Source organism: Streptomyces sp. NBC_01446, assembly GCF_026340095.1.
Classification (GTDB): domain Bacteria; phylum Actinomycetota; class Actinomycetes; order Streptomycetales; family Streptomycetaceae; genus Streptomyces; species Streptomyces aureus.
This window is the reverse complement of the sequence record NZ_JAPEPO010000001.1, coordinates 3,865,895-3,884,918: the sequence shown is the minus strand read 5'-3', so window position 1 is coordinate 3,884,918 and position 19,024 is coordinate 3,865,895. Positions and strand designations below refer to the sequence as shown.

The following is a 19,024-nucleotide window of genomic DNA, read 5'->3' as shown; positions in this document are numbered from 1 at the left end:
GGGGTTGGTTGTACGGAGATCCACTTCGCCCGTTCGAGGGCTGCCGGATCCTTTCGCGGAGGTCAGCGGTCCTGTTCCAGCATCCCGGACTGGCCGATGAGATAGCCCAGTTGGGCCCGGCTGTCGCTGCCGAGCGTGCTGGCGAGCTTGGCGATGTGGACGCGGACCGTGCGGATGTTCATGCCGAGGCGTTCGGCGATGACGGCGTCCGTGTGGCCCTCGATGAGGAGGGCGGCGATGGTGAGCTGGCGGGAGGTGACGCCGTCCTTCGCCGGGAGCTGCTGCGCGGCGACGGGGAACATGGGTGTGGCCAGCCGCCACAGCCGCTCGAACGTCGTCATGAGGTAGGAGATGAGGGCGGGGTGGCGTATCTCCAGGGCCACGGTGCGGTCCGTGTTGGCCGGGATGAACGCGACGGTCCGGTCGAGCAGGACGAGGCGCTCGGTGACCTCGTCGAGGGTGCGGACCGCCACGTCGCCGCGCAGCTGTTCGTAGTGGGCCAGCACGGCGGGGGAATGCCGCGAGGTGTGCTGGTAGAGGGTGCGCATCCGGCATCCCCGGGCCAGGAGTTCCTGCTCGATCGGGCGGGCCGCGGCAAGGCCGGCGGGAGGTCGCCCGCCACCGGGCTGGATGGTGAGGAGCTCCTGGGTGGCGACCGCGCTGGCTTCGCCGATGGCGTCGTTGATCCGCTGGGACCCCAACAGCACATGGATCATCGGCGAGTTCTGGAAGGACGCCCGCTCGGCGTCGAGCGCCATGAGCGGTGCGAACGCCTTGGCCAGTTTCGCCTCTCGGTGCCGCTGGTGCGCGATCTCGTCCTCGATACCCCCCAGCAGGCCCGGCAGGGCCACGGAGGGCGGCACGGGGCGCTGCCACCGGGCGTCGTCCGGATCCGCCCGCAGCAGCCCGAAGTCTACGAGGCACGGCACGGCCGCGGCGTCCTCGTCCTTCACGCGGCCCTCGCGCAGGGCCCGGGAGTAGAGCGCCGTACCGGCGGCGCACAACTCCTCGGCTCCGTGAGTGTGGGCCTCGGCGGTCACGTGTGGCTCTCCTCGGTCGACATTCAGTGATCCTGGTCGAGGATCCCGGACTGCGCTATGAGAAAGCCGAGTTGTGCGCGGCTTCCGCTGCCGAGCGCGGCCGCGAGCTTGGCGATGTGGGCTCTGCAGGTGCGTACGTTCATGCCCAGGCGGCGGGCGATGGCCTCGTCCACATGGCCTTCGATCAGCAGCTTGGCGATCGAGCGCTGGACCCCGGTGATGCCGTCGGTCGGGGGTGCGTAGGGGGTCTCCTCCAGGAGGGGGACCGCGCGGCACCACAGCTGCTCGAAGACCTTGGCCAGGTATTCGACGAGGCCCGGATGGCGGAGTTCGAGGGCGACCGGATGCTCTCCGGGGACCGGGATGAACGCGACGGTCCGGTCGAAGACCATCAGCCGCTCTATGAGTTCCTCGAGGGTGCGTATCTCGACGTTGCCCTTGGCCATGTGCTCGGCGTAGACGAGGGTTCCCTGACTGTGCCGGGCCGTGTGCTGGTAGAGCGTGCGCATGGTGATGCCGCGCGCGATGACCGCCTGGCCCCGCTCGAGTGCCTCCGTCAGGGAGTGCTCGCTGCGCCCGCCGCCGGGCTGGACCGTGAGGATCTCGGACTGGCACTCGGCGATGGCGAGTTCGATGGCCGAATTGATCCTGTTGATTCCTTCGAGCACGGTCACGGCGTGTGTGGTGGGCAGATCCTGCGCACTGATGGCCATGAATGGCTCGAAGTAATCGGTCAGTTCGACCGCCAGGCTTCTTCGCTCCTGGATTTCCCGTTCGATGGGGTGGAGGCGCTGTGCCAGGGCGGCGGCGGGAGGAACCGGGCGGAGCCAGCCGGCGTCATCCGGGTCTGGGTGGAGAAGGGCGAAATCCATCAGGCAGGGAGCGGCCGTCACTTCGCTTCGGGCGATGCGTCCGGAACGCAGAGCACTGGCGTAGAGCCGCCTGCCCTCGTCGCACAGTTCAGTCGTGGCATGAGGATGTGTCCGATATGCGTCATCCGTGGTCATAGATCCACCCCCCAGGGTCCTGAACGTGCAGGAACATGATGCATCGATCCTGTGGTGTTTGGATGGCCGAATGAGCCATCGTCTAGTGAGTCGGGGGAGAGAAGCCATGGAAGTGAGGACGAAGCCCACTATGTGCAAGAGAATGCTTCGCTCGGTGATGGCTGTTGCCTTCTCCGCCGGTTTGGCTTTCGGTGTGCTCAGCACCCAGGACCTCTCCTGGAGTGGCACACCCGCCACTCACGTGTCCGCCGGCATGAACATCGCGCCTCCGGATCTTTCCTGGAGTGTCGCTCCCGTGGACGCGGCCGTATGACCACTCCGCCCGACGACAGAACATTTCGCCGTGAGATGGCGACCGCCTACCGGTCCGGGTGGCATTTCATCGACCTCGCCACGGCGATTCCCCATCGCGGCGATTCGTTGATGGTCACCCTGTTCGGCGAGCCGATCGTCGTCGTGCGGGACGAGTTCGACGACGAGGAGATCCGGGCCTACCGGTGTCTTCGCCGCCCTCGGGGCGCCCCGCAGCCGGTGCGGTGTGCCATCAGATACGGAATGGTCTTCGTCAACCTCGACCAGCGTGACCACCAGCTGGTCGGGGAGGCGGGACCGGAAGTTCCGCGTACCACCTCAGCCACCCCCCGCAGTGCCTGACGCGATTCCCCCGTCGTTGTAGATCGCGCAGGTACTTCCCCCCGCAGCGGCGTCACCGTGGACCTGAACACGGTGGCGCCGCTGCAGCTCTGTGCGGCTGTCACGACGGGGACCCGTTGCCCGTCGCCCGCGTCAGCGTGATCTCGATGGCGACCCGGTCCGGGTTCGGCGCGGGCACACGCTCGTAGCGCTCCGCGTACCGGCGTACCGCCTCCGCGACGCGGTCCGGCTCCGTACGGACCACCGCGAGCCCCTCAAGGGTCGCCCAGCGCCGGCCGTCGACCTGGCAGACCGCGACCCGGGCCCCGCCCGCCTCCGTTCCCGACCCCGCGAGCACGTGCGACACCTTCGCGCTCGACTTGTTCGCGATCACCCGCGCGAGCCCCGCCTCGGGGTCGTACGTGACGCCGACCGGCACGACGTGCGGGGTGCCGTCGGGGCGCAGGGTCGTCAGCGTGCACAGGTGCCGTTCCCGCCAGAAGCCGAGGAAGGTCGGGTCGGGGTTCAGGGGGTCGTTCCGCTTGGCCATGCTCCGGAAGATATCCCCGTTCAAGGACATATCCCGCCCCGGGATACCCAACCCGCTCCTTGAGTGGAATCGACTCAACTTTGTGTATGCTGACAGGGTCAGTGTGCTGGAGAGGCAGACGCAAGGAGGAGAGTGGGCACGTGGACGCCGAGCTGACGAACCGGAGCCGGGACGCGATCAACGCGGCCACCAGTCGGGCCGTGTCCGCAGGGCACGCGGATCTGACCCCCGCGCATCTGCTCCTGGCGCTTCTCGAGGGCCAGGAGAACGAGAACATCACGGACCTGCTGACGGCCGTCGAGGCCGATCAGGCTGCCGTGCGGTCCGGGGCCGAGCGGGTTCTCGGCGCGCTGCCCAGCGTGACCGGCTCGACCGTCGCGCCGCCCGGACCCAACCGGGACCTCCTGGCGGTCATCGCCGACGCGGAGCAGCGCGCCAAGGAGCTCGGGGACGAGTACCTCTCCACCGAGCATCTGCTCATCGGCATCGCCGCGAAGGGCGGCACTGTCGCCGACGTACTGACGGAACAGGGGGCGAGCGCCAAGAAGCTGCTCGCCGCCTTCGAGAAGAGCAGGGGAGGGCGCCGGGTGACCACACCCGACCCCGAGGGCCAGTACAAGGCCCTGGAGAAGTTCGGCACCGATTTCACCGCCGCCGCGCGCGAAGGCAAGCTCGACCCCGTCATCGGGCGCGATCAGGAGATCCGGCGTGTGGTGCAGGTGCTGTCCCGCCGCACGAAGAACAACCCCGTCCTGATCGGTGAGCCCGGCGTCGGCAAGACCGCCGTCGTCGAGGGGCTCGCCCAGCGCATCGTGAAGGGGGACGTGCCGGAGTCGCTCAAGGACAAGCGGCTCGTCTCGCTGGACCTGGGCGCGATGGTCGCCGGCGCGAAGTACCGCGGCGAGTTCGAGGAGCGCCTCAAGACCGTCCTCTCCGAGATCAAGGAGAGCGAGGGGCAGATCATCACGTTCATCGACGAGCTGCACACGGTCGTGGGGGCCGGCGCGGGCGGCGACTCGTCCATGGACGCGGGCAACATGCTGAAGCCGATGCTCGCGCGCGGCGAGCTGCGCATGGTCGGCGCGACCACGCTCGACGAGTACCGCGAGCGGATCGAGAAGGACCCGGCCCTGGAGCGCCGCTTCCAGCAGGTGCTGGTCGCCGAGCCGACGGTCGAGGACTCGATCGCGATCCTGCGCGGGCTCAAGGGCCGGTACGAGGCCCACCACAAGGTCCAGATCGCCGACAGCGCGCTCGTCGCCGCCGCGTCGCTCTCCGACCGCTACATCACCTCCCGCTTCCTGCCGGACAAGGCCATCGACCTCGTGGACGAGGCCGCGTCCCGGCTGCGTATGGAGATCGACTCGTCGCCCGTCGAGATCGACGAGCTCCAGCGCGCCGTCGACCGGCTGAGGATGGAGGAGCTGGCCCTCTCCAAGGAGACGGATCCGGCCAGCAAGCAGCGCCTGGAGAAGCTGCGGCGCGACCTCGCCGACAAGGAGGAGGAGCTGCGCGGCCTCACCGCCCGCTGGGAGAAGGAAAAGCAGTCCCTCAACCGCGTCGGTGAGCTGAAGGAGAAGCTCGACGAGCTGCGCGGCCAGGCCGAGCGCGCCCAGCGCGACGGCGACTTCGACACCGCATCCATGCTCCTCTACGGCGAGATCCCCACCCTGGAAAGGGACTTGGAGGCCGCCACGGAGGAAGAGGAGGAGGCGTCCAAGGCCGACACGATGGTCAAGGACGAGGTCGGCCCGGACGACATCGCGGACGTGGTGGCGGCCTGGACCGGCATCCCGGCCGGGCGGCTCCTGGAGGGCGAGACGCAGAAGCTGCTGCGCATGGAGGACGAGCTCGGCAAGCGCCTGATCGGCCAGAGCGAGGCCGTACGGGCGGTGTCCGACGCCGTGCGCCGCACCCGCGCCGGGATCGCCGACCCCGACCGGCCGACCGGTTCCTTCCTGTTCCTCGGCCCGACCGGCGTCGGCAAGACCGAACTGGCCAAGGCGCTCGCCGACTTCCTGTTCGACGACGAGCGGGCCATGATCCGCATCGACATGAGCGAGTACGGCGAGAAGCACTCCGTGGCGCGTCTCGTCGGCGCTCCTCCCGGCTACATCGGGTACGAGGAGGGCGGTCAGCTCACCGAGGCGGTGCGCAGGCGCCCGTACAGCGTCGTCCTGCTCGACGAGGTCGAGAAGGCGCACCCGGAGGTCTTCGACGTCCTGCTCCAGGTGCTCGACGACGGCCGCCTCACGGACGGCCAGGGCCGCACGGTCGACTTCCGCAACACGATCCTCGTCCTCACCTCGAACCTGGGCAGTCAGTTCCTGAGCGGACACAGCCTGGTGGAGCCGACGACGAGTGAGGAGCAGAAGAAGCAGCAGGTCCTGGAGGTCGTACGGGCGTCGTTCAAGCCCGAGTTCCTCAACCGGCTCGACGACCTCGTCGTCTTCTCCGCGCTGAACAAGGAGGAGCTGGAGCGGATCGCGAAGCTGCAGATCGGCCGGCTCGCGAAGCGGCTCGCCGAGCGTCGGCTCACCCTGGACGTCTCCGACGCGGCCCTGGCCTGGCTCGCAGAGGAGGGCAACGACCCCGCGTACGGCGCGCGGCCGCTGCGGCGCCTCGTGCAGACGGCGATCGGCGACCGGCTCGCGAAGGAGATTCTCTCCGGCGAGGTCACCGACGGCGACACGGTCCGCGTGGACACCTTTGGGGACGGCCTGAGCGTGGGCCCGGCCACCGGAAAGACGCTGTGACGCGAGGCGAACGCCGATGCCGGACCGGGTCGGGGCCCTGCCGCTCGGGAAGACGGACGGCAGGGCCGCTGCTCTACGGGGGTGATCCCGTCACGCCGGGGCCGCAACTCGGTCCGATCCAACCGGCTGGGGGTTGTCACTTCCCGCCCGGCATGGGGGAGGATGGCGGAATCCGTACGAAGGGACCAAGCACGTGAGCATCGACCCGTCCTCGATTCCGAATTTCGGGGGACAGCCCCAGCAGCCGCAGGGCTCAGGACCGGCGGGCCCCGTCGTCCCCGATCAGGACCTCGTCAAGCAGCTCCTCGAGCAGATGGAGCTCAAGTACGTCCTCGACGAAGAGGGTGACCTGGCGGCTCCGTGGGAGGAGTTCCGCACGTACTTCATGTTCCGCGGCGAGGACGACCAGCAGGTCTTCTCGGTGCGGACGTTCTACGACCGCCCGCACGACCTCGAGACCAAGCCGGCGCTCCTCGAGACCATCGACGACTGGAACCGCCGCACCCTGTGGCCCAAGGTCTACAGCCACACCCACGACGACGGCACGGTCCGCCTCATCGGTGAGGCGCAGATGCTCATCGGTACGGGTGTCAGCCTGGAGCACTTCGTGTCGTCGACGGTCAGCTGGGTGCGCGCCGCCATCGAGTTCGACCGCTGGCTGGTCGAGCAGCTCGGCCTGGAGCAGGCCGTGGACTCCGCCGACGACGAGAAGCCGTCCGACGACGAGTAGGCACGTCAGCAACTGATCACAGGGGCCTGTGCGCGTACGCGACCAGATACGTCCCGTACGTAAGTGAGAGCCCGGCCAGGGCGCCCATCACCAGAAGGGCGCTGCGTGGCCGGGCTTTCGCCGTTCGCGCCAGTGCGAGGGCCAGCGGCAGCAGCAGCGGGAACGCGGGCAGCAGGAAGCGCGGCTTGGACGGGAAGAAGCCTGCGCCGCCGAGCGCGATGAGCAGGAGTACGCCGCTGTAGACGATGAGCGGCAGCGGGGCGGCCCGCTCGGCGATGAGCAGCGCGAACAGCAGCACCGCGGCGGCGACGATCAGGAGTGTCACGGAGAAGACGAAGGGGTCGCCTTTGAGCAGCAGTTTACGTACGACGCGCAGCGCGCCGACGCCGAAGTCGAAGCGCGAGCCCCAGTCCCGCTGCACGTCGAAGTAACCGCCGAGCGGATCGCCTCGTTGGACGCCGACCCACAGGACGTAGCCGGTCCAGCCGAGCGGGGCGATCGCGGCGCCTGTCCACAGCCTGTGGGAAACGTTTCTGCCGCGCTTGTGGATCACCTCGTACGCCGCCGTGACGAGGACCGCGGCGGCGACCGCGAAGCCGTTGGGGCGGGACGCCCCGGCCAGCGAGGCGAGCGTGCCCGCCCAGATCCACCGGCCGGTCAGGACCGCGTGCAGGGACCAGGCGGCGAAGGCGGTGAGCAGCGGCTCGGTGTACGCCATCGTGAGGATCACGGAGTGCGGCAGCAGCCCCCACAGCAGGACCAGGAAGACGGCGACGGGCCGCGAGTACAGGCGCACCCCGATCGCGTAGATCCCGGCCGCCGCGGCCAGGGACGCGGTCCAGGCGATGAGTATCCCCGTGGCGCCGCCGCTGAGCGGGAGCACGGTGCGCACCGCGCGGACGAGGCCGGGGTAGAGCGGGAAGAACGCGAGGTCGTTGAAGATGATGCCTGGTCTGTAGTGGACGGAGCGGCCATAGCCGTTCGCGGCGATCCTCAGGTACCAGAGCGAGTCCCAGGACCGGCCGAGCAGGGTGCCGGAACGCTTTCCGGTCAGCGAGGCGGCGACCGACATCGCGACGACACCGGTGAGCCGGACCGCGGCGAACAGGCCGAGCGTGGTGAGCAGGGGGGCGGCGGCCCTGAGCCGGGCCGAGGGGGGACGTGGTTCGGCGCCGGGCTCCGCGACGGGGACGGTGGCGGGGGCCGGGTCGAGTTGCTGCTGGGTCACATCTCCGCACCCTGCGGGCACCTCGCGGGGCGCGCGAGCCGGGAGGGTCCGCACGGGTGCGGATGAGGGACGGTCGGCGCGGCTGCGTGACAAGAGGCGCCGGGAAGTCCATGTCTGATCGTCAGGAAACCGTGTCGCGGGGACGAGAGGAACCGTGTGCGTGGCCGCGCCGGGGGCCCGCACCTTCAGAACGCATCAATTGCCCCACTGGACACGCCAGTTGAATGCCCGGTCAACGGCGTGTCGCGGCACCGGATGCCGCCTCCCGCGGCCATGAATCGAACAATTCAAGCCTTGATGGCCACCGGAGCCCCTTTCGGCGCGGCTGACCACGGGCCACTATGGGAAGGAGGTGGGTCTGCGCCGCGGGGCCGCGAGCGGGAGCCGACAGGGGGAAGTTTGACGTGAGGACTTCTACGACTGACATCGAGACCGGACTTGTCGATCTCAGCCGTTGGGGCCTTCAGGAGGCCATGGCACTGAGGGACCCGCTGGTGGCGGAAGCGCAGCACACGCTGCTCGAGCATCTGAGCGAGGATGCCGTCGGGCAGGTCGGCGACGGCGGCGGCCAAGACAACCCCTACCTCAGCGCTAGACGGCACAGCGGCACGGTGCCTCAGGAGCCACGGCACGAACACGGGCCGCCCGTCCCGTCTGGCCCGGCATCCCCATGCGACGGATCCGACGGGCCCGACCGGCCTGCCCTGCCGTGCTGACACGGCACCACGTGCCGGTCGACGACCTGGAGGCCATCGCCGTCGGCCGCGTCGGCGAACCCACCGGGGCCCGTGTCGCGGCGGCGGAACGCAGCCGCCGCATGCTCATGCTGCGAGCCCTGGCCGCCGCGGAGGCGGATCGCGGGACGGACGAGGGCGAAGGGCCGCTGCCCCCACTGGCGCACGCCTTCGAGCTGCTGGTCCGCGCGGAGGCCCTCGATCCGCGGGCGGTGGCGAGCGTGCTCGGGCACCCGCCGGTCGGCGTCTGGGCGGTCCGCCTGCTGGGGCGGCTCCGGGCCGGCGCCGGGCCCCGGTCCGGCGAGCCCCCCTTGTGGCGGGAGGCGGGCTACGCGCACGCACTCGCCGCGGCGGCCGCCCTGCGGGCAGGACTTCCCGCGTGCGTCCGCGTACCCGCGTGGGAGGGCAAGGTGATCCTGCCGACGGTCGGGCACGCCGTTCTGGACGATGCCCCCGGCGACCACGACGTCGCCACGCTGGAGACGGACGGGTGCGGCGCGGCCCGTGTCACGCTCGGCCCGCACGCCGTCGAACTGCCCGCAGCCCCGCACCTGCCCGCCTCCGGCTGGCATCCTGCCCGCCTGCTGAGCTGGACCCCGAGCGAGCCGGACCCATCGGTCCTCCTGGACGACGCCGACCCCTACCGCGACTTCCGGTCCCCCTGGCTGCCTCCGGCCCCGCTCACGGACGGAGAGTCGGACACCTGGCAGCGGCATCTGCACGACGCGGCGCGCCTGCTCGGGGCCCGTCACCCGGACGCGGCCCGCACGGTGCCGCTCGTCCTGAACTCGCTCGTGCCGCTGCCGGGCATGCCCCGCTTCCGCACCGCCAGCGCCTCGTACGCCGAGGCGTTCGGCAGCGCCCTGGTCTCCCTGCCACGCGACGCCGTCGACTTCGCGGTCACCCTCGTCCACGAGTCACGGCACTCCGTGCTCAACGGTCTGAGCCACCAGATCCAGCTCGTCGACAGGGCGGCGCGAGGGCCTCTGCAGGACACGCTGTTCTACGCGCCCTGGCGCACCGACCCGCGTCCGCCGTGGGGCCTGCTGCACGGCACGTACGCGTTCACCGGCGTCGCCGACTTCTGGCGCGCCGAACGGCACGCCCTGACCGGCCCACGTGCCGTCCTCGCGCACTTCGAGTTCGCCGTGTGGCGCGAGGCGGTGGCCATTGCCCTGCGCACGCTGGTCGCCCAACCCGGGCTCACCCCCTGGGGCCGCCGATTCGTCGACGGGATGGCGCGCCAGGCCGCCCCGTGGGCCGATGACGAGGTACCGGCCGAGGCCCTCGCCCTGGCGGAAGCCGAACTCGCCGATCTGCGGGGTACGTGGTGCAGCCACAATCTCGAGCCCGCCCCGGCCGCCACCCGCCTGCTCACCGACCGCCGGCTCGGCGGCGGTCCCGGAGAAGAGGCGACTGCCCCGCCGTCCCGGTTGCGCGCGGACGCGCCGCCGCGTCTGCCCGAACTCCGTTGTGAACTGAGGCGGTTGCACCTCGCCGACGCAGGAACGTTCACTCCGGACACCCGTGCGCGGCTCTCCGGCATCGAACGGTCTCCGGACCTCCTCGAAGCGGACATGTGCCTCCTGCGTGGCGGGCCGGCGAACGCGGCGCGCGCGGTGGACCGCTACCGCGCCGTCCTGACCGGATCGCCCGGCACCCGCCCGGCCTGGGTCGGTCTCGGCCTCGCCCTGGAGGCGTCCGGCGAGGGCGCCCCCGCCACGGCCCTGCTGCACCGCCCTGAGCTGGTGCGGGCGCTCGCCCTGGAGGAGCGGGCCCGCGGCGCGCGGACGCCCGACCCGCTGGAACTGGCCCGCTGGACGGCGCGGATCCCCGGGCTCACCTCACGGCCCGCGACGGACGTGCCACAGCGCTGACCCCGCCCCGGACAGGGCCAGGACGGGGGCAGATCGATACAGCCGGCGTCACATCAGCAGCGGGTCGATGTCGCAGTTCGCGGGCCTGCCGTCGGCGGCCGCCGACGTCGCCGGGTGGTCCTCGCCCAGGGTGCGCCCATAGCGCTCGGCCGTGTCGGCGTACAGCTCGTCCGCCTCGTCGTCACGCCGCAATTGCCGCAGCCCGAGCGACAGGTTGAGCGCCGTGGCGAGGGTGATGGGGTGGTCCTCGCCGAGCTTGGTGCGGCACAGGTCGAGCGCCGTCGTGGCGAGCTCCACCGACGCCTGCATCTCGCCGAGTTCGAACAGGTCGGCGACGAGATTCGCGGTGCAGGCAAGGGTGTTGGGGTGGGCCTCGCCGATCAGCTCGATCAGCTTCTCCCTCGAGTCCACGTTTCTCGTGCGGGCCTCCTCGGTCCGCCCGGCCAGGCGCAGACAGATCGCGTGGTTGACGCGTCCCGCGACGGTGTGCGGATGCCGCGGGCCGAGCAGCGCCTCGTACCCCTCGTACCCCTCCTGTCCGAGTTCGAGTGCCCGGGTGAGGTCGCCGCTGTGCCGTACGTCGATGGCGTGCGAGGCCAGCGCGTTCACCGTGTGCGGGTACAGATCTCCGTATCGGGTGCGGAACATGGCGAGGGCCCGGCCCGAGAGCTCCAGCGCCAGGGCGTGCTGGCCGGCGCGCCGTTCGGCCACCGACAGGACCCGGAGCGCGGAGATCGTGTTCGGGTGGGTGTCGCCGACGGTGTTGCGGAAGCGCTCCTCGACGTCACGCGCCTGGTCGCGGGCCGCCAGGTACTCGCCGCCCTCTTGGAGGTCGAACGTCACTGCCGCCATCGTCCCCAGCGTCGACGCCGCATTCTCACCGAGCTCCGCGACCTTGCGGCTGTGTGTCATGCGGTCGAGCGCGAGCGCCGCCCGGAAGTGCCCGATGAACCGCAGGTTCAGCGCGTGCCGGTGGGCGCTGAGGAGGGTCGACGGGTCGTTGGGGCCGAAGAGGCGCTCGCAGGTCTCGAAGGCGTGCCGGTCGAGTTCGAGTGCCGCCTGGAAGTCGCCGCGCAGCCGCAGGTCCCAGGCGAGCATGCTGGTGATGTCGAGCGTCGACTCGTGCTCGGGGCCGAAGACCTCGGTCATGCCGGCCAGCGTCCGCTGGTCGAGTTCGTACGCCTCCGAGTAGCGGCCCAGGATGCGCAGTGCGTCGGTGAAGAACTTGGCTGCGGTGAGTACGTGTTCGGCGTTGTCCCCGTCGGCCGCTCGCCAGGTTTCGTACGTCTCCTTGGCCAGGTCCAGGGAGCCCTGGTGGTCGCCCCAGTAGTACATGTACTGGACCTCGTTCAGGACGAGTTGCCTCACCCACGGGTCCGTCGACTCGACGGCCCTGCTGTTGAGGACGTGCGGCAGCAGGTCGCCGTACTGCTGCCACCGGTGGGACTTGTTGGGCTCGCCGGCGTCGTCCCTGGCGAGCAGGCGGTGGGCGCCGGCGCGCATCTGCGACTTCAGCGGCTCCGCCATCTGGTTGATGAGGACCCGCTGGACCAGGCGGTGCAGCTGGATGGTGTTGGTGTTGTGGTTGATGCGCGCCAGCGCGTAGCGGTTGATCTCGCGGATGGCGCGGCCGAGCCGGATCGGGTCACTGAGCGCCGCACTGAGCTCCGGGGGCACGGGGGCGTCTCGGACGCCGGTGAGCAGGCGCCGGGAGATCGGCTCGGGCGCGAAGAAGGCGCACAACTGCAGGAGTTGAAGAGCCGCGGGGTGGTTCTTGCGCAGCCGGTCCAGGGACACGTTCCAGGCGGCGGCGACGGACAGCGGATAGTCCACCGGCGGGTCGCTGACCATCAGCTCGTTGGCCTGCTGCTCGAACATGCGCAGGTACTCGTCCGCGGGCATGCCCGTCTCGGCCAGCCATACGGCGGCCTGCTCGATGCCGAGCGGCAGGTCGCCGAGGGTCTCGGCGAGCCGGTCCGCGGTCGCGTTGTCCAGGTTCGGTGCTCTCATCTGGAGCAGCGAACGGCTTTCCTCGCGGGTGAACACGTCGACCTCCAGGGGACGCGCCGACGAGGCCCACTGCGAGTTCCGTGAGGTGACGAGGATGCGGCCCGGGCCGTTGGTCGGGAAGAACTCCCGTACGGATTCCGGGTCTTCCGCGTTGTCGAAGATGAGGAGCCAGTTCTTGAACGGTTCGCCGACGCGCAGGGCCTCGATGACGGCCGGCACCGCTGTGTTCGCCTCGCCGCTGCCGACGTTCAGACCGAGCCGGTTGGCCAGCTGGACGAGGAACTGCCGGATCTGCTGCGGCTGTTCGGCGGGGATCCACCACACGATCTGGTACTCGTGCAGATGCCGGTACACGTACTCGACCGCGAGCTGGGACTTCCCGACGCCGCCCATGCCCTGGAGCGCCTCGGGGAGTACCGCCGTGGTTCCTTCCTGGAGCCTGCGGTGCAGGTCGTCCAGGAGCTGGACGCGGCCGGTGAAGGCACGGTTCCGGGGAGGGACGTTGCCCCAGACGGGGGGCGGCTTCTGCAGCGCGTCACCCCTTGACCCGGCCTGGGTGGACTGCAAGCCGCTCACTTCTTCGACCCCTTCTTCGTTGCCGGTGTCCGGCGGGGCGGTGGGCTCGGCCCCACCGCCTGACTGACTGGGTTCCCCGGAGGCTGTGGCCACCGGAGGTGGAGGTTCGTCGAGGCGTGCCTCAAGCTCTCTGGCGGCGGTGGCATGTGGTCCGGCCATGGCCGCGAAAGCGGGCAGAATAGACGAAATCCATGGCCGTAAACCTTCCATGGAGATACTCCGCGCGCGATCCGGCTCGCGCAGAAGGGCGACGCCTTCCCCGTACGCCGGTACGGCGACCGCCAAATGGTCCAAGGCGAGCATCAGCGCGCGGGCCGTCTCGCCGCGCGTCCCGTCCGAGAGCAGCTCCCGCCGCACGCCGTCGCCGAATTCGAGCTCGACGCCCGGCCCGGCACTCTCGCCGGGCTCGGCCTCCGTGCGTCGCAGCAGCCCGCTCAGGAGCAGTTCCGCCACGTGCCAGTTCCGCGCCCCGGGGATCAGCCCCTCCTGGAGCAGGCGCAGCACGTCGAGGTTGAGCGGGACGGCCGCGGAGAGGCGGGCCAGGTGGTAGGCGGTGGGGGAGAGCTGGGCCCGCACGGTCTTGACCTGGACGTCGGCGGGCAGCGTGGCGGCGGGCCTGCGCGCGACGGCGGTCTCGTCGCCCGGCGTCCGGTCCAGGACGCGCACGGTGTAGCCGCCCTTGCCGTCGTGCGCGAGGAAGCGGGCGAGGCCGCCGATCCCTTCGGGGGTCAGCGTCACCACGGGCAGCCGGACCCCGTCGCACGCGTCGGCCTCCGAGAGGTCGGCGGTGGGCATGACCAGGCCCACGGGCTCGGCGGTCCAGGTGCTGTTGGGGGACGCGGGGCGCGGGCTGGTCAGCAGGAGGCTGCTGGTCTGCGTGCCCGCCCTCGCCCAGACGTGCTCGGGCAGCACATGGACGATCGCGACGGGCATCGTGCGGGCCCACCGGGCGAGCCTGCGCCGGGCGCTGCCGTCGCCCCAGTGGTCGGCGTGCAGATCGGTGAGGACGAGGACCAGATGCCGGCCGTCGGTGCCGCCGGCGACCTCGCCGCCGGAGCCGTCCTCCTGCCAGCGCACGGTCCGTACGTCACGGAAGGCGCCCGAGCAGTGCAGGGTCTCGGCGAGGCGTTGCGCGGTGTGCGACCACAGCCGCATCGAGTCGCCCGAGTCCACCAGGAGCGTCACGGTCAGCCAGCGCTCCTGATCCGGCTCCAGCTGGGGCAGCCACATGCCGGTCTCGGCGTGCAGCTCGGCGGTGGCCTCCTCGTTCAGGAAGACCTGGCTCCGGGAGGCGATGCGCCGCTTCAGCGGATTCAGCGCCTTCTCGATCTCCCGCGAGCGGTCGAGCGCGAAGCCGTTCCCGAGGCTCATGAGGAGCGAGTCAACATGGCCGCCGGGATCCGTTTCCGGCGTCGGCGGCCCGGTCAGGGGTGCGGGCTGCTCTACGGGTTCCTCCGTGACCTCCGGCACGGGGGCGTCCAGGTCCTCGGGGCGCGGGCGTTCCCCCTCGGGCGCTTCGGGCAGCTCGACCGGCCGGCCCGGCCGTGGCCTGCCGCGCTGGGCGTCCTTCAGCCGCAGCCAGCGCTGCGCGGCGAGCCACAGGACCTCGCCCGCCTCGTACCAGTGCGGCTGTGGGGACGCCTCGGCCAGCGATGCGGCACCCGGCCCGATACCGTCACCCGCCACGCCGCCGTGGGAGGGCGACCGGTTCATCCAGTGCCGACCTCGTCGAGCCGTCGCCACAGCGCGTGCAACAGCGTGCTCATGGACCCCTCGTCGGGGCCCGCGGGCGTGGTGCGCAGGAACTCCGAGTTGAGGAGCTGGTCCGCGGCGAGCGAGCCGCCGGTCCTCGCGTGGCTGAGGAAGTCGCGGATCATCGCCGTGCGCCCCTCGTCGTCGTGCGAGAGCTGCGCCGCCAGCATGGCCGCGAGCTGGCCCGCGTCGGGCGCGGGGAGATCGAGGTAGAGGCAGCGCCGCAGCAGCGCGGGCGGCAGCGTGCGCTCGCCGTTGCTCGTGATCACGACGACGGGGAACGCGGCGCAGCGCACCGCTCCGTGGTGGATGACCGCCGTGCCGTCCGGGTCGTCCGTGTGCACTTCGGCGTCCGGGAGCCTGGAGCGCACGCGGGCCAGCTCCGGGATGCGGAACTCGCCCTCCTCGAAGACGCTCAGCAGGTCGCCCGCGAGGTCCGTGTCGGACTTGTCGAACTCGTCGACGAGCAGGACGCGCGGGGTCTTGCGGGGCAGCAACGCCGTTCCCAGCGGGCCCAGTTGGACGTAGTCGCCCAGGTTGTTCAGGCCGTCCGGGTCGGGTGCCGGATCGCCCGCGGCGCCGGGTTCGGAGCCGCGCAGGGCGCCGCGGGTGGCCGCTTCCTGCACTCTGCCGATGGCGTCGTACGCGTAGAGGCCCTCTTTGAGGGTGCTGCGGCTGGTGATCGACCAGCGCAGGACGCGGCCGAGGGAGAGTTCACGGCTGATGCAGTGGGCGAGGCTCGACTTCCCGATGCCGGGAGGGCCCGCGACGATCAGCGGCCTGCGCAGGAACAGCGCGGCATTGACGAGATCGAGTTCCTGCTCGGACGCCTTGCGGACGACGGGGCCGTCCGGCGGGCCGAGGCGGCGGGTGAACTCGTCCTCGTCGCCCGGGGGCGGATCGGAGATCAGGGGTGCGCCGGTGAAGCGGCGCCAGGGCGGGGGCGGGGGTAACTCGCGGGACACGGGCTCCTTGCCGCGGGGCCTCGCCGTGCCTCGGTAGATGCGCCATGCGCCGGGGTCGGCCGCGGCGCCGTCGGCCTGTGCCGGAACGTGCGGATCCCTGTCGGCCATCGACCGTTCCCCCTCACCCTGGTTCGTGCCCGGTCGGTGCACGTCCGTACTCCCCAACCGCCCCAGCCCGAACACCTGGTTGGGCTGGAAGTCTTCAACTCGCTGATTCCGGTACTTCGGGAAGGCGGCTCGGATCGTCCCACAGCACAGCGATGCGAGAGTCGATGGAACCCTCCGGCCCATCGTCGCGTGTTCCGGGAGAGAAGCGCAAGCGCGTGACCGTCTCCAACAAGTCGTCCCAGGCACCCGTTTCGGCGAGCCTGTGGAGTTCCGCGTGCTCGGTGTCGTCGAGGGGTCCCTGGTGAGCCCAGAGCAGCACCGGCAGGCCCGCCTGGAGGCCGAGCGTCAGCTCGCTGAGCCCGTGTTCCGAGTCGGGTGACGACCCGAGAGTCATCAGCACAATGGCCTGATTGTGCTTCAACTTGGCGTAGAGCGCCTGCTGTTGGGATCCGGCGCCGGTTTCGCACCGGTGCACGCGTCCCGTGCCCCCGCTCCTCAGCACCTCCCAGCGCGCGTTCCACACCCGGTGGACCTGGCGTGCCTCCATCCGCTCCAGACTGCGTATGACGACCTTGTAGTCCATGCCCAGCGGAGGGCGGTACGGGGCCGACGTGCCGAGGCCGGGCTGCCGCGACCCGAAGGGGGTCGGCCGGGTCCAGTCCTCCACCGGTGTGTTCGCCATCGCCAGGGAGAGGATGAACTCCACGACGATGCCGCCGTGGTGGTTGCGCAGCCGCTCTTCCTCCCGGTCGACGAGGGTGGCGACCCAGTCGGGCACCTCCGTCAGGCGCAGCTCCCGGTCGTCCCGCTGGCGCGGCTCCCACGCGTTGCCGGTACTCGTCCAGCAGGTGAGTGCGACACGGTCGGGTGACTCGGTCAACGGCTGGAGCCGGATCACCAGAAAGGCTTCACGGCCCGGGTCTCTTCGCCAGCTCCCGGTGGAGGAGCGGACGGCGTCGAGCATGCGCTGCCCCTGGGGTCCCGCGTCGGCGAGGGAACGGATGTGGCGGCTGAGCCAGACCCTGAGCGGGTCGCCGCGCTCCGGGCCGACCAGATAGGCCAGTTCGTGCAGGAAGCGCACACTCCTCGGTATCCCGTCCGACGGAACGTTGCACTGCTCCAGGAGCTCGTACGCCTCGCGTGCCGTGCGGGTCGTCCTCGGCAGCGGCCCGAAGCTGTCCCCGGCCACATGGCGGAACAGGTCGGCGAGGTCCGGCACGGAGCCGCGGTCCAGGCCGCTCAGGAGCGGGTCGAGCGCGGCCCGCTGCGCCGGGTCGCCGGCCGGCGGCAGCGGCGACTCCACGAGGGCGGACGCCTGGAGCGAGGCCAGATCGTCGTCCGCCAGGTACCGGACGGCCTCCACGAGCCGCAGCCAGCCCTGCGGCACCGCGCCGAACACCCGCACCATTTCGACGATGTGCGGCTTCTTCTCGCCGAACTCGGCCACGGGCAGGCGCTGTCCGAGCCGGTGCAGCGCCCGGTCCACGCACATCCGGCGGCTGCGCCGGTCCTCCATGACGGACACCCGCATCAGCGCCTCCACGAGCTGCTCTTCGCTCGCGGGAAAGGCCGGGTACGCGGACGGGCGCTCAGGCATGGCCGTCTCGGCGGTTGCGCCACCGGGTGGCACCCGTCGGACAGCTGTCCGCAGTCGGTCGAGCCACTTCCACGTGTCCCCCTCACGCGTCCCGCGGCAGCGGTCGTACTGTCGCTGCCCGAGCCAGCAAGGGTATGACGAAGAGCCGCGTGTGGGTACGGTCGCAACCGTCCCATTTGGATCACGCGTTCATCGGGGTACCGCTTCGGACCCGCGTCTCAGGCGAGCTTCTTGAGGCGGTCGACCGCCTCTTCGAGCACCGGGATCCGCTTGCAGAACGCGAACCGTACGAAGGGGGCGCCCGCCTCGCGGTGGTCGTAGAACACCGCGTTAGGGATGGCGACGACGCCCGCGCGTTCGGGCAGCGCCCGGCAGAACGCGAATCCGTCGCTCTCGCCGAGCGGGCGGATGTCGGTGGTGACGAAGTATGTGCCCGCGGGCCGGAACACCTCGAAGCCGGCTGCCACTAGACCGTCCGCGAGGAGGTCGCGCTTGGCGCTCATGTCGGCGCGGAAGGCGTCGTAGTACGAGTCGGGCAGGGCGAGTGCCTCGGCGACGGCGTACTGGAAGGGGCCGGACGCGACGTAGGTGAGGAACTGCTTGGCCGAGCGGACCGCGGTGACCAGCTCGGGTGAGGCGGTCACCCAGCCGACCTTCCAGCCCGTGAACGAGAAGGTCTTGCCGGCGGACCCGATGGTCACCGTGCGCTCTCGCATGCCGGGGAGCGTGGCGAGCGGGATGTGCCCGGCGTCGCCGAACGTCAGGTGCTCGTACACCTCGTCCGTGATCACCAGGAGGTCGCGTTCGACGGCGAGGGCCGCGATCGCGGTGAGTTCCTCACGCGTGAGGACGGTGCCGGTGGGGTTGTGCGGGGTGTTGATCAGCAGGAGGCGGGTGCGGTCGGTGACCGCGGCGCGCAGCTCGTCCAGGTCGAGCCGGAAGGCGTTTCCTTCAGCGGCTCCGTCGCGGGCACCGTCGGGGCGCAGGGTGACGGGGACGCGGGTGCCGCCCGCCAGCGCGATGCTCGCCGCGTACGAGTCGTAGTACGGCTCCAGTGCGACGACCTCGTCGCCGGGTTCGACCAGGGCGAGCAGCGAGGCGGCGATGGCCTCGGTGGCGCCGGCCGTGACGAGGACCTCGCGGTCCGGGTCGAAGGACAGGCCGTAGCGGTGCTCCTGGTGGGCGGCGATCGCGGTGCGCAGTTCGGGGACGCCGGGGCCCGGCGGGTACTGGTTGCCGCGGCCGTCGCGCAGCGCCCGTACGGCCGCCTCGCGGATCTCCTCGGGGCCGTCCGTGTCGGGGAAGCCCTGGCCGAGGTTGATCGAGCCGGTCGCCGTGGCCAGCGCGGACATCTCCGCGAAGATCGTGGTCCCGAACTCGGCGAGACGGCGGTTGAGCAGGGGGCGCGCGCTGGAGGTCATGGCGCCATCCTGCGCCGGACTTCCGGAGTTCCTCAACTCA

12 protein-coding genes are annotated in these 19,024 nt (G+C 70.9%); 4 read left to right on the top strand and 8 right to left on the bottom strand.

Annotated elements, in window-relative coordinates; genetic code table 11:
* Positions 1–62: 62 nt before the first annotated feature.
* Positions 63–1,040: a helix-turn-helix transcriptional regulator gene (locus OG456_RS17405; protein ID WP_266562004.1), complete on the bottom strand. Its 978-nt coding sequence runs from the start codon at positions 1,038–1,040 to the stop codon at positions 63–65.
* Between the two features lie 23 nt (positions 1,041–1,063).
* The gene (locus OG456_RS17400) at positions 1,064–2,047 is read right to left on the bottom strand and encodes a helix-turn-helix transcriptional regulator (protein ID WP_266562003.1); all 984 of its coding nucleotides are present in this window, start codon (positions 2,045–2,047) and stop codon (positions 1,064–1,066) included.
* A gap of 309 nt (positions 2,048–2,356) precedes the next feature.
* Here OG456_RS17400 and OG456_RS17395 point away from each other — a divergent pair, with 309 nt between their 5' ends.
* The gene (locus OG456_RS17395; RefSeq protein ID WP_266562002.1) at positions 2,357–2,701 is read left to right on the top strand and encodes a hypothetical protein; all 345 of its coding nucleotides are present in this window, start codon (positions 2,357–2,359) and stop codon (positions 2,699–2,701) included.
* Between the two features lie 100 nt (positions 2,702–2,801).
* Here OG456_RS17395 and OG456_RS17390 read toward each other — a convergent pair whose 3' ends face one another.
* On the bottom strand, positions 2,802–3,230 hold the full coding sequence (locus tag OG456_RS17390; protein ID WP_266562001.1) for a pyridoxamine 5'-phosphate oxidase family protein: 429 nt from the start codon (positions 3,228–3,230) through the stop codon (positions 2,802–2,804).
* 140 nt (positions 3,231–3,370) lie between these two features.
* Between OG456_RS17390 and clpB the strand changes: the two genes are divergently transcribed.
* Positions 3,371–5,986 (top strand): ATP-dependent chaperone ClpB, encoded by a 2,616-nt coding sequence (gene clpB / locus OG456_RS17385; RefSeq protein WP_266561999.1) that lies wholly within the window; start codon positions 3,371–3,373, stop codon positions 5,984–5,986.
* Positions 5,987–6,179: 193 nt separating this feature from the next.
* Positions 6,180–6,716 (top strand): YbjN domain-containing protein, encoded by a 537-nt coding sequence (locus tag OG456_RS17380; RefSeq protein ID WP_266561997.1) that lies wholly within the window; start codon positions 6,180–6,182, stop codon positions 6,714–6,716.
* Between the two features lie 16 nt (positions 6,717–6,732).
* Here OG456_RS17380 and OG456_RS17375 read toward each other — a convergent pair whose 3' ends face one another.
* Positions 6,733–7,842, bottom strand: coding sequence for a hypothetical protein (locus OG456_RS17375; RefSeq protein WP_266569316.1), 1,110 nt, complete (start codon positions 7,840–7,842; stop codon positions 6,733–6,735).
* An 829-nt stretch (positions 7,843–8,671) separates the two neighbouring features.
* Between OG456_RS17375 and OG456_RS17370 the strand changes: the two genes are divergently transcribed.
* Entirely contained in the window at positions 8,672–10,555 is a 1,884-nt protein-coding gene (locus OG456_RS17370; protein WP_266561989.1) for an HEXXH motif domain-containing protein, read from the top strand.
* A gap of 48 nt (positions 10,556–10,603) precedes the next feature.
* Here OG456_RS17370 and fxsT read toward each other — a convergent pair whose 3' ends face one another.
* The 4 genes from fxsT to OG456_RS17350 form a co-directional block, all read right to left on the bottom strand.
* Positions 10,604–14,854 (bottom strand): FxSxx-COOH system tetratricopeptide repeat protein, encoded by a 4,251-nt coding sequence (gene fxsT, locus OG456_RS17365; protein WP_266561987.1) that lies wholly within the window; start codon positions 14,852–14,854, stop codon positions 10,604–10,606.
* Positions 14,851–15,966, bottom strand: coding sequence for a MoxR family ATPase (locus tag OG456_RS17360; protein WP_266561985.1), 1,116 nt, complete (start codon positions 15,964–15,966; stop codon positions 14,851–14,853). The genes fxsT and OG456_RS17360 overlap by 4 nt, the downstream gene beginning before the upstream one ends.
* Before the next feature lie 94 nt (positions 15,967–16,060).
* Positions 16,061–17,563 (bottom strand): hypothetical protein, encoded by a 1,503-nt coding sequence (locus tag OG456_RS17355; protein WP_266561983.1) that lies wholly within the window; start codon positions 17,561–17,563, stop codon positions 16,061–16,063.
* Between the two features lie 218 nt (positions 17,564–17,781).
* Positions 17,782–18,984, bottom strand: a complete 1,203-nt coding sequence (locus OG456_RS17350) for a pyridoxal phosphate-dependent aminotransferase (RefSeq protein WP_266561981.1) — start codon at positions 18,982–18,984, stop codon at positions 17,782–17,784.
* Positions 18,985–19,024 lie beyond the last annotated feature (40 nt).

What these genes read in the sequence shown, in the direction of transcription:
- OG456_RS17400 (WP_266562003.1), bottom strand. Translation starts at nt 2,047, where the DNA reads ATGACCACGGATGACGCATATCGGACACATCCTCATGCCACGACTGAA.
- OG456_RS17395 (WP_266562002.1), top strand. Translation starts at nt 2,357, where the DNA reads ATGACCACTCCGCCCGACGACAGAACATTTCGCCGTGAGATGGCGACC.
- OG456_RS17390 (WP_266562001.1), bottom strand. Translation starts at nt 3,230, where the DNA reads ATGGCCAAGCGGAACGACCCCCTGAACCCCGACCCGACCTTCCTCGGC.
- fxsT (WP_266561987.1), bottom strand. Translation starts at nt 14,854, where the DNA reads ATGAACCGGTCGCCCTCCCACGGCGGCGTGGCGGGTGACGGTATCGGG.
- OG456_RS17360 (WP_266561985.1), bottom strand. Translation starts at nt 15,966, where the DNA reads ATGGCCGACAGGGATCCGCACGTTCCGGCACAGGCCGACGGCGCCGCG.
- OG456_RS17355 (WP_266561983.1), bottom strand. Translation starts at nt 17,563, where the DNA reads ATGCCTGAGCGCCCGTCCGCGTACCCGGCCTTTCCCGCGAGCGAAGAG.
- OG456_RS17350 (WP_266561981.1), bottom strand. Translation starts at nt 18,984, where the DNA reads ATGACCTCCAGCGCGCGCCCCCTGCTCAACCGCCGTCTCGCCGAGTTC.